Origin of the sequence: Klebsiella sp. WP3-W18-ESBL-02 (genome assembly GCF_014168815.1) — a bacterium.
Classification (GTDB): Bacteria; Pseudomonadota; Gammaproteobacteria; order Enterobacterales; family Enterobacteriaceae; genus Kluyvera; species Kluyvera ascorbata_B.
Genome location: NZ_AP021972.1, coordinates 3,636,038 through 3,651,871, shown reverse-complemented (window position 1 = coordinate 3,651,871; position 15,834 = coordinate 3,636,038). Strand labels below are relative to the sequence as shown.

At 60.3% G+C, this 15,834-nt stretch carries 11 protein-coding genes; 5 read left to right on the top strand and 6 right to left on the bottom strand.

Annotated features, from left to right (window positions below):
- Window positions 1-5 precede the first annotated feature (5 nt).
- Window positions 6-1,322, top strand: a complete 1,317-nt coding sequence (locus tag H7R56_RS17460; RefSeq protein ID WP_106924738.1) for an aspartate aminotransferase family protein — start codon at window positions 6-8, stop codon at window positions 1,320-1,322.
- An 86-nt stretch (window positions 1,323-1,408) separates the two neighbouring features.
- On the opposite strand, the gene H7R56_RS17455 is transcribed toward H7R56_RS17460, so the two are convergent.
- The 3 genes from H7R56_RS17455 to H7R56_RS17445 form a co-directional block, all read right to left on the bottom strand.
- Window positions 1,409-2,971, bottom strand: coding sequence for an AbgT family transporter (locus H7R56_RS17455; protein WP_106924737.1), 1,563 nt, complete (start codon window positions 2,969-2,971; stop codon window positions 1,409-1,411).
- Window positions 2,972-3,163: 192 nt separating this feature from the next.
- A complete protein-coding gene (gene entD, locus H7R56_RS17450) occupies window positions 3,164-3,787 on the bottom strand; it encodes an enterobactin synthase subunit EntD (RefSeq protein WP_106924736.1) in 624 nt (207 codons plus the stop codon).
- 47 nt (window positions 3,788-3,834) lie between these two features.
- Entirely contained in the window at window positions 3,835-6,063 is a 2,229-nt protein-coding gene (locus H7R56_RS17445) for a TonB-dependent siderophore receptor (RefSeq protein WP_106924735.1), read from the bottom strand.
- 195 nt (window positions 6,064-6,258) lie between these two features.
- On the opposite strand from H7R56_RS17445, the gene fes reads away from it, so the two are divergent.
- The 3 genes from fes to entF are packed head-to-tail and all read left to right on the top strand — an operon-like array spanning window position 6,259 to window position 11,564.
- The gene (gene fes, locus H7R56_RS17440) at window positions 6,259-7,473 is read left to right on the top strand and encodes an enterochelin esterase (protein ID WP_106924734.1); all 1,215 of its coding nucleotides are present in this window, start codon (window positions 6,259-6,261) and stop codon (window positions 7,471-7,473) included.
- Window positions 7,474-7,488: 15 nt separating this feature from the next.
- A complete protein-coding gene (locus H7R56_RS17435) occupies window positions 7,489-7,704 on the top strand; it encodes an MbtH family protein (RefSeq protein ID WP_106924733.1) in 216 nt (71 codons plus the stop codon).
- A complete protein-coding gene (entF, locus tag H7R56_RS17430; protein ID WP_106924732.1) occupies window positions 7,701-11,564 on the top strand; it encodes an enterobactin non-ribosomal peptide synthetase EntF in 3,864 nt (1,287 codons plus the stop codon). The genes H7R56_RS17435 and entF overlap by 4 nt, the downstream gene beginning before the upstream one ends.
- 121 nt (window positions 11,565-11,685) lie before the next feature.
- Here the strand turns inward: entF and fepC are convergent, their stop codons facing one another.
- The 3 genes from fepC to fepD are packed head-to-tail and all read right to left on the bottom strand — an operon-like array spanning window position 11,686 to window position 14,473.
- The gene (fepC, locus tag H7R56_RS17425; RefSeq protein ID WP_106924731.1) at window positions 11,686-12,480 is read right to left on the bottom strand and encodes an iron-enterobactin ABC transporter ATP-binding protein; all 795 of its coding nucleotides are present in this window, start codon (window positions 12,478-12,480) and stop codon (window positions 11,686-11,688) included.
- Window positions 12,477-13,469 (bottom strand): iron-enterobactin ABC transporter permease, encoded by a 993-nt coding sequence (gene fepG, locus H7R56_RS17420; RefSeq protein WP_106924730.1) that lies wholly within the window; start codon window positions 13,467-13,469, stop codon window positions 12,477-12,479. The genes fepC and fepG overlap by 4 nt, the downstream gene beginning before the upstream one ends.
- Complete coding sequence (gene fepD, locus H7R56_RS17415; protein ID WP_106924729.1) at window positions 13,466-14,473, bottom strand: Fe(3+)-siderophore ABC transporter permease; 1,008 nt, start codon at window positions 14,471-14,473, stop codon at window positions 13,466-13,468. The genes fepG and fepD overlap by 4 nt, the downstream gene beginning before the upstream one ends.
- Window positions 14,474-14,583: 110 nt before the next feature.
- On the opposite strand from fepD, the gene entS reads away from it, so the two are divergent.
- Entirely contained in the window at window positions 14,584-15,822 is a 1,239-nt protein-coding gene (gene entS / locus H7R56_RS17410) for an enterobactin transporter EntS (protein ID WP_106924728.1), read from the top strand.
- Window positions 15,823-15,834: the final 12 nt, after the last annotated feature.

The following is a 15,834-nucleotide window of genomic DNA, read 5'->3' as shown; positions in this document are numbered from 1 at the left end:
CGACGATGACAGAGTTGAACAATCAGGCCATTCGCCAACTGGACAGAGAGTTTGTTTTTCATTCCTGGTCGATGCAGGGTAACCTCAGCCCGCTGGTGATTGCCGGGGCGAAAGGGTGTGAGCTGTGGGATTATGATGGCAAAACCTATCTGGACTTCAGCAGCCAACTGGTCAACGTGAATCTCGGCTACCAGCATCCCCGGGTGCTGGCGGCAATGAAAGCGCAGCTGGAATCTTTGGTGACCATCGCCCCCGCTACCGCCAACCTGGCGCGCGGTGAAGCGGCGAAGCGCATTATTGGCCTCGCGCCGGAAGGGTTTAGCAAGGTGTTCTTCACCAACGCCGGGGCCGATGCCAACGAGAACGCGATTCGCATGGCGCGCCTGTACACCGGGCGCGATAAAGTGCTGTCAGCGTATCGCTCGTATCACGGTAACACCGGTAGCGCGATTGCGGCGACCGGTGACTGGCGACGCGTACCGAACGAATATTCTCGCGGCCACGTCCACTTCTTTAACCCGTACCTGTATCGCAGCGAATTTAATGCGACCACCGAGCAAGAAGAATGCCGCCGTGCGCTGGCGCATTTACGCCGGATGATTGAATGTGAAGGTCCCTCGTCAATTGCGGCTATTTTGCTGGAGTCGATTCCGGGGACTGCCGGGATTCTGGTGCCACCGGAAGGATACATGAAAGGCGTGCGGGCGCTGGCGGATGAGTTCGGCATTATTCTGATTCTCGATGAAGTGATGGCCGGTTTCGGCCGCACCGGCAGCTGGTTCGCGTTTGAACAGGACGGGATCGTACCGGATCTGATCACTTTCGCCAAAGGTGTCAACGCCGGTTACGTACCGGCCGGCGGGGTGATCATTAGCGAGAAGATTGCCCGCTATTTTGACGATCATTTCTTTGCCGGCGGGCTGACCTACTCAGGGCATCCGCTGGCGATGGCGGCGATCGTCGCTACGCTGGATACCATGAAAGAAGAAGGCATCGTTGAAAACGCGGCGCTGATAGGTAACGGCGTGCTGCGTCAGGGGCTGGATGCGCTGGCGGAGGCTTCGCCGCTGGTGGGCCACGTTCGCGGCCGTGGCGTCTTCCAGGCGCTGGAGTTGGTGAGCGACCGTGAGAAGAAAACGCCGCTGGCAGCAGGGGATATGGCGGAGATTAAGGGCGCGTTAACCGAAGCGGGGCTGCTGAGTTTCGTGGTGGAAAACCGCATTCACGTGGTGCCGCCGTGTACTATTAGCGCCGAACAGGTGAAAAAAGGGTTGGGTATTCTGCACAACGTATTAGGCCATTTTGCCCATTTAGCCGTGTAGTGTTGTACCGGGGTTCCCGGCCTCGTCCGGGCGACGATCGGTTCCCTCTCCCCATCGGGGAGAGGGGGCTGCGTTGAACCGGATGCTTAACTCGGGCTCCAGGTATACGGCGCAGCGATACCCAGCGGCAGGCCCAGACCCCACCACACCAGCAGCAGGATGCTCCATGCCACGAAGAAGGCGATGGAGTAAGGCATCATCATCGACACCAGCGTACCGACACCCGCGCCTTTCACGTAGCGCTGGCAGTAGATAACGATCAGCGGGAAGAAGACCATCAGCGGCGTAATGATGTTGGTGCAGGAGTCGCCGATGCGGAATGCCGCCTGGGTCAGCTCCGGCGAAATGCCTACCGCCATCAGCATGGGGACCATAATCGGCGACAGCAGCGCCCATTTTGCCGAGGCGGAGCCAATCAGCAGGTTAACGACGGCGGTCAGCACAATCATGCCGATGATCGTTGCCTGGCCCGGCAGCTCCAGCGCTTTCAGGCCGTCCGCGCCCATCAGCGCGACCAGCGTACCGATGTTGGAATCGCTGAACGCTTTGATGAACATGGCGCAGAAGAAGGCCATCACCATGTATGAGCCCATTTTGCTCATCGAGTCATTCATCGCGCCAATCACGTCTTTGCCGGTTTTAAAGGTGCGGGAAGCAAAACCGTACACAATGCCCGGCAGAATGAAGATCAGGAAAATCAGCGGCACGATAGACTTCATGATTGGCGCGCTGTATGAGGTCAGCGAGCCGTCGCTGCCGCGCAGCATCGAACCTTCCGGCCAGGCCGCTGCCGCCAGCGCAACAAGACCCAGCAGCATCACCAGCGATGCGCGGTTGAAGGCGCGGCTTTCCTGCGGCGTGACGTTAGACATATCTTCGTCATGCTTAAAGTCGCCGTCGATGGTCATTTTGCTGACGCGCGGTTCCACGATGCGCTCGGTAACCCACCAGCCCACCAGGGTAATGACGATAGACGAGGCGATACCGAAGATCAGGTTACACAGGGTATTGACGGTGTAGCTGCTGTCGAGCAGCTGGGCTGCCGCCTGGGTGAAGCCTTGTAGCAATGCGTCATTGCCGGTTGGCACCATGTTGGCGGCAAAACCGCCGGAAACGCCGGAGAACGCGGCGGCAATCCCGACCAGCGGGTGACGGCCGGCGGACATAAAGATAATTGCGCCTAATGGAATAACCAGCACGTAGCCCGCATCGGCGGCAACGTGGCTGAACATCGCGACGAAAATCAGCATTGGCGTCAGCAGTTTCTTCGGCGTCACGCGCAGCATTTTTTTCAGCGCCACGTTGATAAAGCCGGAGCTTTCCGCCACGCCCACGCCCAGCATCGCGACCAGTACGATCCCCAGCGGCGCGAAGCCGGTGAAGGTCGTGACCATATTGGCCAGCGTATTGGTTAGCGCTTCGGCGGAGAGCAGGTTGTTAACCTTAACGGCTTCCTGGGTCATTGGGTTGATAACGTCAAACGTCATCATCGACAGCACGGCCGATAAGCCCATGACCGCCAGTAAAAAGTAGAAAAAGATCAGCGCCGGTTCCGGCAGACGGTTGCCCGCTTTTTCGATGGCGTTAAGAAAGCCTGTCATCAGCCGACTTTCACCCGCCTTATTCTGAGTCCGTGTTTGCGTATTCATTCGATTTCCTTATTCCGCACAATTGTTTCATTGTTTGTGTGAATGTTTCCAGGAAATGATAGGGGTAATTGCGCGAGGAAACTATGTTTTTATAGCGTGAAAAACTGACTTGTTACGCATTTATTGAATTTATATCTAATTATTGCGGATATATCTGGTTGTTCGTTCGTTATTTACGATTACTGGTCATATTTATTTCTGAGAGAAACACGTGATGATGTGCTGAGGGGAAACGGCGTACCAGCGCAGTGAGGCACTCTGCGCAAGGGCGGGAAGCGAGAGGGTGATAGTGCTGGCGCTCAGGCCTTTGACGACGGCATCGTGAAAATGCAGCAGCGTCGGGTGACGAGCCGAAAGCGCTTTGTAGAGGCTCTCTTTTGCCGAGAACGCCAGCGTCAGCGCCAGCGGGAAGGGGAGTTCGCCGCCGCGCAGCACGGCAAGTTCATCTTCACGGGCAATGTCGTTTGCCAGCGCATCGGCAAGAGCGGGTGAAAATAGGGTTTCAATATCAATGCCGACCGGCGCACGCGCGACGATCGCCACCGCCGTATGACCGCAGTGGCTGATGCTGCCATGCAGCCCAGCGGGCCATACCGGCTGGCGCTGATGACCTATGCCCGGCACCGATTTCTCTGCGAACGCGCGCAGCGCATGAACGGCGGCAATGCGTCCGGCAAGGTGTTCGGTCTGGCGTTTTTTACCGCTGTTGGCAAGCTGAGCGTGGTGCGGCAGCCACAGCAAATCGGCGGCAGTAAAGCTGTCGGGTTCAAAGTCGATACGGTGTATGGCGTGGAAAGTACTGTGGCGGGTAAGCATGAGGCTCCTGAAGACCCCTCTCCCGAGCGGGAGAGGGGTGAGACCGATTAGAAGCGGGTGTTAATGCCCATGAACCAGGTGCGGCCGGATTCGTTATAGGTTTCCGCACCGGCACCGTACATGTAGCCCGTGGTGCCGCCGGTGGTCTGGGCGTTACCGGCACGCCAGTGACGCTTGTCGAAGACGTTATCCACGCCGCCGGTCAGGCTGACGTTTTTATTCACATCCCAGGTCGCGCTCAGGCCAACGATGCTGTACGGGCTAACTTCATTGGTTTCGCTGCCGGTCACCGCCTGACCTTTGTAGTTATACTTCTTCGGCTGCTGCTTACCGTACCAGGTGAAGGTCGACTGGACGGAAAGATCCTGCTGAATTTGCCAGCTCAGCGTTGAGTTCAGCGTGTACTCCGGAATGATCGACAGGCGATCGCCGGTGGTTTTATTTTTACTTTGCAGCATATAGGTGATGTTGTTGGTCCAGTTCACCGTCTCGCTAACAGGAACGTTTAACGTACCTTCCAGACCCTCTACCACCGCTTTAGGCACGTTTTCCCATTTGTAGAGATCGGTGCCTTTCCCGTTGGTATAAACCGGAGAATAACCGGCTTCAATCTTGTTGCGGTAGTCGTTACGGAACCAGGTTGCACCGGCTAACCAACCGTTGCGTTTGAACTCCAGTCCGATCTCTTTGTTGATGCTGGTCTCGGCCTTCAGGTCGTCATTACCCTGCAGGTAACAGCCGGATTTACTGGCGTAGCAGCCCTGACCTTTACTGTACAGAATGTAGTTCGGGTTGGTCTGATACAGGCTTGGTGCTTTGTAGGCGCGGGCGATACCCATTTTCAGCGTGAAATCATCCCACAGGCCCTGAGACAGGTTTAATGATGGGCTCCAGTTGTCGCCAACGATGCTGTGATGGTCGAAACGCAGCGCCGGGGTCAGCATGGTGGTGTCGGTCAGCTCCATGTTGTTTTCGGCAAACAGGGAGAAAATTTCTGCCTGGGAGTACGGGCTGCGATCGGTGCTGCTGTAGCCCGGGATATCCCCGCCCAGGAAGGTCTGGGTGTTGGAGGCCTTATCCTTCATCCGCTGCTGGTTCCATTCGCTACCCAGCGTCAGGTTCTGATTTACCAGGAAATCAAACGGAATGTTGATTTCACTGTGCAGCATGACGTCCGACAGATCGATATCGGAGAACTGGTTACTGCTGAAGATCCCTTCCGTACCGCCGGCCAGGCCTTCGCCCTTTCGGGAGTTACGGGTATGTTCGTACTGCGCCCAGTTGCTGGTGGTAATGCCGTTGTCCCAGCCGCCGTTCCAGGTAATCGCGTAGGTGTTACGGTACAGGCGGTTAGTCTCTTTACCGTAGTTCTCTTTCACCAGGTCGTTGGTGTTGGTGTTCTGGGTATCGCCCGCGTAGAGGTTGCCCTGACGGCTGTAGCCGGCTTCGAACTCCAGCGACTGCATCGGGGCAAAGTCCCAGCGCACAACGCCGTTAATATTTTTGTTTTCAACGCCTTCACGTCCGGCTGGCAGGGTATCCTGATAAATGCCGGTACGCTCGGACTGGTGGCCCTGGTTAATATCCCAGGCATCGGCCTGCGTTTTATCGAGGTTGCCGTACAGACGGAAGCTGAACGCGTCGCCCAGTGGGCCGGTCAGACTAAAGTCGGTGCGCTTGGTCGCGCCTTCGTCTTTGTGCTCCGGGGCGTTCATGTAGGCGTTCCACGTGCCGTGCCATTCATTTTCCGGTTTTTTGGTGATGATATTGACGACGCCGCCCGCCGCACCGTTACCGTAACGCGCGGCCGCAGGGCCACGAATCACATCGATACGTTCGATCATTTCCGGCGGCACCCAGCTGGTATCGCCACGGGTATCACGTTCGCCGCGCCAGCCCAGACGGACTGAGTTGCGGCTGGTGACCGGTTTGCCGTCAACCAGGATCAGGGTGTTTTCCGGGCCCATACCGCGAATGTCGATCTGACGGTTGTTGCCGCGCTGGCCGCTGGTGGAGTTACCGGTCAGGTTAACGCCCGGCATGGTACGGATGATTTCGGAGACGTCGCGTGCTGGCGGACGTTTGCGAATCTCATCGGCGGTGATGGTCGACACGCCCGGCGCCTGTAGATTCTGCTCGGCGGCGGTAACGACCATGGTTTCGCCGTCGGCGTCGGTTTTGCTGGTGCTGTCCGTCGAGGCAGCGAAGGCCGGAGCGGCCATACCGTAGATCCCCAAATTGACCAGGAAGGCCAGGGATTTGATTTTATTATTCATTTTTAATCCTGCTTTTCGTCGCCGATGTCTCGTACTGATCCATCCCAAAGGGGGAGACGCGGCATGGTTGTATGCGTAAAGCACGTGAAAGTTGCGCGCCAATACGCTATTGCAAATGCAAATAGTTATCAATAATATTATCAATAAATTTTCATATGTAACAATAAATTCCACAATAAACATGGGGTTAACGCGGTGGAGAAGTTAGCGACAGGAAGTGACGCCTGGTGGGCGACGATAAAAGGCCCGCAATATGAACGCGTTAATGACAATTATCAGGTCACCTTCTGGTGGCGTGACCCCGCGGGAAGTGAAGCCTCCTCGCCGATTCGGCGGGTGTGGATTTACATTACCGGCGTCACCGATCACCACCACAACTCGGCCCCGCAAACCCTGCGACGTATTGCTCATACCGATGCGTGGTGCTGGACGACGACGCTGCCGCCGACCTGGCGCGGTAGCTACTGCTTCGCACCGTCCGCGCGCGAGGATGACTTTTCCCCGGATATATTCACCGCCGCTGAGCCAGACCGCCTGCAGCTGCGTGAGGGCTGGCGTAAGCTGCTGCCGCGGGCGATCGCCGATCCGCTGAATCCGCAGAGCTGGAAGGGCGGGCGCGGCCATGCGGTGTCAGCGCTGGAGATGCCACAGGCTCCGGAACAGCCCGGCTGGTCTGCCCCTGCCTCGCGCTGGAATGCGCCACAGTGCCTGACCTGGCACAGCGAACGGCTGGGCAATCAGCGCCGGGTATGGATCTTCACCACCGGCGACGCGCAGGACGGCGAACGCCCGCTGGCGGTGCTGCTCGACGGTCAGTTCTGGGCCGAAAGCATGCCGGTATGGCCTGCGCTGACAGCGCTCACTCGCGAAGGCAAACTGCCTGCGGCGGTGTATGTGCTGATTGACGTGATTGATAACGCCCACCGCAGCGTCGAACTGCCGTGCAATCCCGACTTCTGGCTGGCGGTACAGCATGAGCTGCTTGCCCAGGTACGGACGATCGCACCGTTCAGCGATCGTGCCGATCGCACCGTCGTTGCCGGGCAAAGTTTTGGCGGACTCTCCGCGCTGTACGCCGGGCTGCACTGGCCTGCGCGTTTTGGCTGCGTGTTGAGTCAGTCCGGTTCCTACTGGTGGCCACACCGCGGCGGGCGGCAAACCGGTATCCTCCTCGAACAGCTTCAGCGCGGTGAACTCCAGCCCAGAGGGCTGCGCATCGTGCTCGAGGCAGGCCTGCGCGAACCGATTATTTTTCGCGCCAATCAGGCGCTTTTAGCACAACTACAGCTCACACAGCAGCCGATTTTCTGGCGTCAGGTTGACGGCGGACATGATGCGCTTTGCTGGCGCGGCGGATTAACCTCCGGGCTAATGACCCTCTGGGGCAGCGAGACGACAAAGCGCGATTAACGACAGGAGTTTGGTATGCAAATCAGTAACCCCTTCGACGTGGCGCAAGGGCAGTTTTACCTTCTGCAAAACCCGCAGCGGCAGTTCAGCCTTTGGCCCCAGCAGTGCACGCTGCCTGCGGGCTGGACGGTTGTTTGCGAGCCGCAGCCCCTTGATGCGTGCAACGCGTGGTTGAACGCCAACTGGACGACGCTACTTCCCGATAATTTCGCCGCCGGGGGCCGCTTATGAACACACGTTTACCGCTGATTGCCGCTCAGCCCGGCATCTGGATGGCGGAAGCCCTTTCTACGATGCCGAACGCCTGGAGCGTGGCGCACTACGTTGAGCTCCAGGGGGAGGTCGACGGCGAGCTACTGGCGCGGGCGATTGCTGAGGGAATGATGCAGGCCGATACCCTGCGGATGCGTTTTTCTGAAGAGAACGGTGAAGTCTGGCAGTGGGTGGATGAGAGCATTCGCATTGAGGCTACGCCGATTGATGATCTACGTCAGGCCAGCGATCCGCAGCAGGAGGCGCTGGCGCGGATGAACGCCGATTTGGCGCAGAACAGCCGCGTTGACAGCGGCAATTCACTGTTCTGTCACCGGCTGTACCGGATCGGCGATAATCGCTGGTTCTGGTATCAGCGCTATCATCATCTGCTGGTCGATGGTTTCAGCTTCCCGGCGATTACCCGCCAGATCAGCCTGATTTATCAAGCCTGGCAGCGTGGAGAGGCCACGCCAGCCTCCGCTTTCACGCCGTTTGCGGACGTGGTTGAGGAGTATCAGCGCTATCGTCACAGCGACGCCTGGGCGCGCGATAAAGCGTTCTGGGCTGAACAACGAAAAACGCTGCCGTCACCGGCATCGCTGTCACCTGCGCCGCTGCCGGGACGGGCCCAGAGCAGCCATATCTGGCGGCTGAAGCTGGCTGCCGACCGCCGAACATTCGCCCGTTTGACCGCCTCTGCGCCGCAGTGCCAGCCGGCCGATCTGGCGCTGGCGTTGGTGACGCTATGGTTAGGACGCCTGTGCGGGCGCAGCGAATACGCCGCGGGATTTATCTTTATGCGCCGTATGGGGTCCGCCGCGCTGACGGCGACCGGCCCGGTGCTGAACGTTCTGCCGCTAGCCGTGACGCTGAACGGCCAGGAGACGCTGGCGCAGCTGGCGACGCGTCTGGCCGCACAGCTGAAAAAGATGCGCCGCCATCAGCGCTACGATGCTGAGCAAATTGTTCGTGACGCCGGGAAAGCCGCCGGTGACGAGGCGCTGTTTGGCCCGGTATTTAACGTCAAGATGTTTGATTATCGATTAGCTTTCGACGACGTTAATGCGATAACGCATACCCTCGCGACCGGCCCGGTCAACGATCTGGAGCTGGCGTTATTCCCGGATGAAGACGGCGGCCTGTCGCTGGAAATCCTGGCTAACCAGCAGCGCTATGATAAAGCGGTGCTTCAGCAGCATATTGGCCGCTTAACATCGCTGTTGCAGCAGTTTGCGGATAATCCGACGCTCAGCTGCGCCGATGCTGAACTGCTTACCGGCGATGAATATCATCGCCTGGCGACGATTAACGCGACCGGAAAATCCTTACCGCCCGCGACGCTAAGTTCGCTGGTGGCCACCCAGGCGGCAAAAACGCCGGATGCCGTGGCGCTAAGAGACGCCGACTATTGCTTCACCTACCGTGAGATGCGCCAGCAGGTTGTGGCGCTGGCAAACGTATTGCGCCAGCGCGGCGTGGCTCCCGGCGATAGCGTTGCCGTTGCCCTGCCGCGTTCGGTATTCCTGACGCTGGCGCTGCACGCTATCGTTGAGGCTGGCGCGGCCTGGCTGCCGCTGGATACCGGTTATCCTGACGATCGTTTACAGATGATGCTGGAAGACGCACGCCCCTCGCTGCTGATTACCGCAGACGATCAGCTGCACCGTTTCCCTGATGTCGCCAGTCTGTGCCTGAACGCACCGCTGACGCCGGGCGATGACCGCCCGCTGATGCTCGCACAGCCGCAGCAGACGGCCTATATCATCTTTACCTCAGGTTCGACCGGCCGCCCGAAAGGGGTCATGGTGGGCCATGAGGCGATCGTTAACCGCCTGCTGTGGATGCAGGATCAGTATCCGCTTACCGCCGATGACGTGGTGGCGCAGAAAACGCCGTGCAGCTTTGACGTGTCGGTCTGGGAATTCTGGTGGCCGTTTATCACCGGCGCGAGCCTGGTGATGGCGGAGCCCGAGGCACATCGCGATCCGCTGGCAATGCAGCGTTTCTTTGCGCAATACGGCGTCACCACCACCCACTTTGTACCGTCAATGCTGGCCGCGTTCGTTGCCTCGCTCACCCCGGACAATGTGGCCAGTTGCTGTTCGTTGCGACGCGTATTTTGCAGTGGCGAAGCGCTGCCCACTGCCCTGTGTCGCGAATGGGAAGTACTGACCCACGTACCGCTGCATAACCTTTATGGACCCACGGAAGCGGCGGTTGACGTCAGCGGGTATCCGGCCTACGGCGAGGCGCTGGCGGCGGTTACCGGCAACAGCGTGCCGATTGGTTTTCCGGTGTGGAATACCGGGCTGCGTATCCTTGATGCCATGATGCGCCCGGTGCCATTTGGCGTTGCGGGCGATCTGTATCTGACCGGCATTCAGCTGGCTCAGGGCTATCTTGGTCGTCCGGATTTAACCGCGAGTCGCTTTATTGCCGACCCGTTTGCCCCCGGCGAGCGAATGTACCGCACCGGCGACGTTGCGCGTTGGTTGGATAACGGCGCGGTGGAGTATTTAGGCCGCAGCGACGATCAGCTAAAAATTCGCGGTCAGCGCATTGAGCTGGGCGAGATTGACCGGGTGATGCAGACGCTGCCAGACGTTGAACAAGCGGTCAGCCATGCCTGCGTCATTAACCAGGCGGCGGCCACCGGTGGCGATGCGCGTCAGTTGGTGGGCTACGTGGTGTCCTCTTCCGGTTTGCCGCTGGATAGCGCTGCGCTGCTGGCACAGCTGCGCGATCGTTTGCCGCCGCATATGGTGCCGGTGGTGCTATTACAGCTCAGCGCGCTGCCGCTGAGCGCCAACGGTAAGCTCGACCGTAAGGCGCTGCCGCTGCCGTCGCTGACGCAGAAAACCGCCGGACGCGCGCCGCAGTCGCCAACTGAGACGCAGGTCGCAGAGGCCTTCAGTCAGCTGCTGGGCTGTGAAATTCGGGATATTGATGCCGACTTCTTCGCCCTCGGGGGACACTCGCTGCTGGCGATGCGCCTGGCGGCGATGCTTAGCCAGCGTATCGGGCGACAGGTCACGCCGGGTCAGGTCATGGTCTCTTCGACGGTGGGCAAGCTGAGCGCGCTGCTCGATAACGGTGATGAGGAACAGGCGCAGCGTCTGGGCTATGAGCCGCTGCTGCCGCTGCGAACCGGCGACGGCCCGACGCTGTATTGTTTCCATCCCGCGTCGGGCTTTGCCTGGCAGTTCAGCGTACTGTCGCGCTACCTGTCGCCGCGCTGGTCGATTACCGGCATTCAGTCGCCGCGCCCGCAGGGGCCGATGCAAACGGCGCAGACGCTGGACGAGGTGTGCGAGCACCATCTGGCAACGCTGCTCGCTCAGCAGCCGCATGGGCCGTATTATCTGCTCGGTTATTCGCTTGGCGGCACGCTGGCGCAGGGCATTGCCGCCCGTTTACGTCAGCGCGGCGAAAGGGTGGCGTTCCTGGGGCTGCTCGATACCTGGCCGCCGGAAACGCAAAACTGGGCAGAAAAAGAGGCTAACGGTCTTGATCCTGCGGTATTGGCGGAGATTGAGCGCGAACGTGAAGCGTTTCTCGCCGCCCAGCAGGGGCAAGGCTCCAGCGAATTGTTCAGCGCAATTGAATGCAACTACACCGACGCCGTGCGCCTGCTGAGCACCGCGCACAGCGCGACGTTTGACGGTAAAGCGACGCTGTTTGTCGCCGAGAAAACCCGTCAGGCGGATCCGCAGAAGGCCTGGGGGCCGTGGGTGGGCGAGCTGGAGGTTTATAGTCAGGATTGTGCGCATGTCGACATCATTACGCCAGCGGCGTTTGAGACGATTGGGCCGGTGATTCGGGAGATATTGGGGTAGGAGAACAGCGGTTGATTATCCTGTAGGCCGGATAAGCAAAGCGCCATCCGGCAGACCGGCTCACGGTGCCGGATGGCGGCTACGCCTTATCCGGCCTACACGGTGGTCGCCTGGGGGAGATTCACCGCCGTCCGAGCGGCACCACCAGCGGCGTATTCGCCACCGGGTCGTCAATAATCACGCAGCGCAGGCCGTAAATCGCCTCAATCAGCGCCGGAGTGACAATCTCTTTCGGCGCGCCTTCCGCCACAATCTTCCCATCACGGAGTGCAATCAGGTGCGTCGCGTAGCGACACGCCTGGTTTAAATCGTGCAGCACGGCGGCCAGCGTATAGCCGCGCTCGCGGTTCAGCTCGCTTAATAATTCCAGCAGATCGATCTGGTGGCTGATATCCAGCCAGGTTGTTGGCTCGTCGAGCAGCATGATGGCCGTATCCTGCGCTAATACCATTGCAATCCATGCGCGCTGGCGCTGTCCACCGGAGAGCGTATCGACGCTTTGGTTGGCGAGATTGACGATACCGGTCGCCTGCATGGCGCGCTGCACCGCATCTTCATCTTCCTGTCGCCAGCGGGTAAACAGCGGCTGGTGCGGGTAACGCCCGCGCGCGACCAGCTCCTGCACCGAAATATCGCCCGGCGTGGTGGCGTTTTGCGCCAGCAGGCCGATGCGTCGAGCCACCTCTTTACTGGCGTAGCGCTGGATCTCTTCACCGTCGAGATAGACATGACCGCGCGTCGGCGCCATCAGGCGACTGAGCGTGCGCAGCAGCGTCGATTTGCCGCAGCCGTTAGGGCCGATAATCGCGGTGAAATGGCCGTCCGGGATGATCACGTTCAGCGACTCGGCGATGGTCTTTTTCCCGTAGGCGAGGGTTAACGCCTTGCCGCGCAGGCGGGCGGCGGTGTCGGTCATTTTTTGCGAGACTCCTGAATAAGCAACACGATGAGGTAGATACCGCCAAGGCTGACGGTGACGACGCCCACCTGGAGCTGGTAAGGCAAGAACAATTGCTGTGCACAAAAATCGGCGGCGGTCAGCAGCAGGGCGCCGCACAGCGCCGCCTGGGTTAGGCCCCAGCGCGCGGTGCCGCTCAGGCGACGGGCAATGTGCGGTGCGACCAGCGCGATAAAGGAAATCGGCCCTGCCAGCGCCGTGGCGGCAGCGGTGAGCACCACCGCGACCAGCATCAGCAGCAGACGCGAAAATTCGACGCGAACGCCCAACGCGCAGGCGCTATCGTCGCCCATCTCCAGCAAACGCAGGCGGCGTACCAGCAGTGCCGAACAAACCAGCGCGGCGATCATCAGCGGGGCGGCGGGCCAGATTTTGACCCACGTGATGCCGTTGAGCGAACCGGCAAACCACAGCCCGGCGGAAACGGCGGTTTCCAGCGATGCGCGCAGCAGCAGCCAGGTGTTGAAGGCCATCAGCATGGCACGAATGCCGATGCCGATAATGATCAGCCGGAAGGTTTCGATACCCTCACGCCATGCTAACGCCCACACCAGCAGCGAGGTGGCGATCCCGCCCGCCATGGCGGCGAGGGTAATGGTGGTCAGATTCTGGCCGAAAAATACCAGTGCCACCAGCACGCCGCTCCACGCCCCGGTGTTAAAGCCCATGACGTCGGGGCTGCCCAGCGGGTTACGCATCAGCGATTGAAAAATCGCGCCGGAGACGCCAAGCGCGGCGCCAATTAACAGCGCCATCAGCACGCGCGGCAGGCGCCACTCGGTCACCACCATGGTAATGGCGCGCGGCGCGTCGCCGAATAGCGCCGCGAAAACCTGGGAAAATGTCAGCGTAACCGCACCGTTGCGCAGGCTGAAGAGGGTTAACAGCAGACAGACCGCGATCAACAACAGGCTACTGAACAGCAGACGACGGGATGGGGCGTTCATCGACCACCTCCCGTCGATTTACGGCGAACGAGGAAAATCAGCACCGGTGCGCCGATAAATGCGCTGACCACCGATACGCGCAGTTCGCCCGGTACCAGCAGGCGGCCAATAATATCGGCAAACAGCAGCAACGACGGGGTGGCAAGCAGGGTGACCGGCAGCGACCAGCGGTGATCTGAACCCACCAGCCAGCGGGCAATATGCGGCATCATCAGGCCGATAAACGCGATGGGCCCCACCACAGAGGTGGCGCTGGCGCACAAAATGGTGATGACCAACAGCCCGAGAATTTGCGTGCGCGCGACTTTGCTACCAAGCGCGGTGGCGGTATCGGTACCCAGGCTCAGGCTGTTCAGCGAGCGGCTCATCATTAGTGCGATGGCGCCCGCGATAAGTACCGGAATCAGGACCGTTTTCAGCGTTTGCAGGGTGCGAATATCCAGCGACCCGGCCTGCCAGAAGCGCAGCTGGTCGTAGACATCCTGGTTGAGCAGGGCGATACCGCTGGAGAAGCCTTCCAGCACGGCGGCGAGCGCGACGCCCGCCAGCGTTAAGCGTACCGGGCTCAGCTGGCCGCCGCCCTGACTGCCGGTAAAGGCCACGATCAGCGAGGCGATCAGCGCGCCGCAGAAGGCCATCATCAGTTGATCCTGCGGCGAGGTCATGCCGAACAGCGCGGCGCCCAGCACGATAGCAAAGCTGGCGCCGGCGTTGACGCCGAGAATGCCGGGGTCGGCCAGCGGGTTGCGGGTCAGCGTTTGCATCAACGCGCCGGCGACACCCAGCGCGCCGCCAGCCAGCAGGCCGGCGAGGGTTCGCGGCAGGCGGGCATCCAGCACGATAGTGCAGTCGGCGCTCTGGCAGGTACCGCTGAGGGCATCGATGACGACGGTCATCGGCAGCGGCGTCGCGCCGATTAATAAACTCAGCGTGGCGGCGACAAGCAGCAGCAATAACAGTCCGGGCAGCGCAACGGCGCGCAGCGCGGCGGTGGAAAACGACATAGCAACATCCCTGATTTGATAATGATAGTGATTATCGTTATCTATCTTATTCGTTTATGTTAGCATGAGCGCCCTCGGAAAGGGTATGAAAAAAGTCACAAGGTCTTGTAATGAACCGACAATCCTGGCTGCTGAATCTGAGCCTGCTAAAAACGCACCCGGCCTTCCGCGCCGTGTTTATCGCCCGCTTTATCTCCATTCTGTCGCTTGGCCTGCTGGGGGTTGCTGTCCCCGTTCAAATCCAGATGATGACCCACTCCACCTGGCAGGTGGGGCTGTCGGTGACGCTAACCGGCGGGGCGATGTTCGTCGGGCTGATGGTGGGCGGCGTGCTGGCCGATCGCTATGAGCGCCGCAGGCTGATTCTGCTGGCTCGCGGTACCTGTGGGGTGGGGTTTATCGGCCTGTGGCTGAATGCGCTGCTGCCGGAACCGTCGCTGCTGGCCATTTATCTGCTGGGCCTGTGGGACGGTTTCTTTGCCTCGCTCGGCGTCACGGCGCTGCTGGCGGCGACGCCTGCGCTCGTGGGGCGGGAAAACCTGATGCAGGCCGGGGCCATCACCATGCTGACGGTCCGTCTGGGATCGGTGATTTCACCGATGGTCGGCGGCCTGCTGCTGGCTTCCGGCGGCGTGTCCTGGAACTACCTGCTGGCGGCGTTGGGCACTTTTATTACCACGTTAACGCTACTGCGTTTACCGCAACTGCCACCGCCGCCGCAGCCGCGCGAACATCCGTTCACTTCATTGGTGGCCGGGTTCCGCTTTCTGCTCGGTAGCCCGCTGATTGGCGGCATTGCGCTGCTGGGCGGGCTGGTCACCATGGCCAGCGCGGTGCGCGTGCTTTATCCGGCGTTGGCGCAGGGCTGGCAGATGTCGGCGGCGTCGATTGGCCTGCTGTATGCGGCGATTCCATTGGGGGCTGCTTTCGGTGCGCTCACCAGTGGACGACTGGCGCATAACGAGCGTCCGGGCTGGGTCATGCTGCTGGCGACCGTTGGCGCGTTTGTGGCGATTGGGCTGTTTGCGCTGATGCCGCACTGGGCGCTGGGAATGGTCTGTCTGGCGCTGTTCGGCTGGCTGAGCGCGATAAGCTCGCTGTTGCAATACACCTTGATTCAGACCCAAACGCCTGAGGCGATGCTGGGGCGGATTAACGGGCTGTGGACGGCGCAGAACGTGACCGGCGACGCCATCGGCGCGGCGCTGCTCGGCGGGCTGGGGGCGATATTAACGCCGGTCGCGTCGGCAAGCGCCAGCGGCTGGGGGCTGGCGATTGTTGGCGGGATTTTGCTGCTGGCGCTGGGCGAGCTGCGGCGGTTTCGGCGCGAGGTGCCGGAGTCGGCGTAACGGTGCGTTCGG

What these genes read in the sequence shown, in the direction of transcription:
- H7R56_RS17460 (WP_106924738.1), top strand. Translation starts at nt 6, where the DNA reads ATGACAGAGTTGAACAATCAGGCCATTCGCCAACTGGACAGAGAGTTT.
- H7R56_RS17455 (WP_106924737.1), bottom strand. Translation starts at nt 2,971, where the DNA reads ATGAATACGCAAACACGGACTCAGAATAAGGCGGGTGAAAGTCGGCTG.
- entD (WP_106924736.1), bottom strand. Translation starts at nt 3,787, where the DNA reads ATGCTTACCCGCCACAGTACTTTCCACGCCATACACCGTATCGACTTT.
- H7R56_RS17445 (WP_106924735.1), bottom strand. Translation starts at nt 6,063, where the DNA reads ATGAATAATAAAATCAAATCCCTGGCCTTCCTGGTCAATTTGGGGATC.
- H7R56_RS17435 (WP_106924733.1), top strand. Translation starts at nt 7,489, where the DNA reads ATGCAAATCAGTAACCCCTTCGACGTGGCGCAAGGGCAGTTTTACCTT.
- entF (WP_106924732.1), top strand. Translation starts at nt 7,701, where the DNA reads ATGAACACACGTTTACCGCTGATTGCCGCTCAGCCCGGCATCTGGATG.
- fepC (WP_106924731.1), bottom strand. Translation starts at nt 12,480, where the DNA reads ATGACCGACACCGCCGCCCGCCTGCGCGGCAAGGCGTTAACCCTCGCC.
- fepG (WP_106924730.1), bottom strand. Translation starts at nt 13,469, where the DNA reads ATGAACGCCCCATCCCGTCGTCTGCTGTTCAGTAGCCTGTTGTTGATC.
- fepD (WP_106924729.1), bottom strand. Translation starts at nt 14,473, where the DNA reads ATGTCGTTTTCCACCGCCGCGCTGCGCGCCGTTGCGCTGCCCGGACTG.
- entS (WP_106924728.1), top strand. Translation starts at nt 14,584, where the DNA reads ATGAACCGACAATCCTGGCTGCTGAATCTGAGCCTGCTAAAAACGCAC.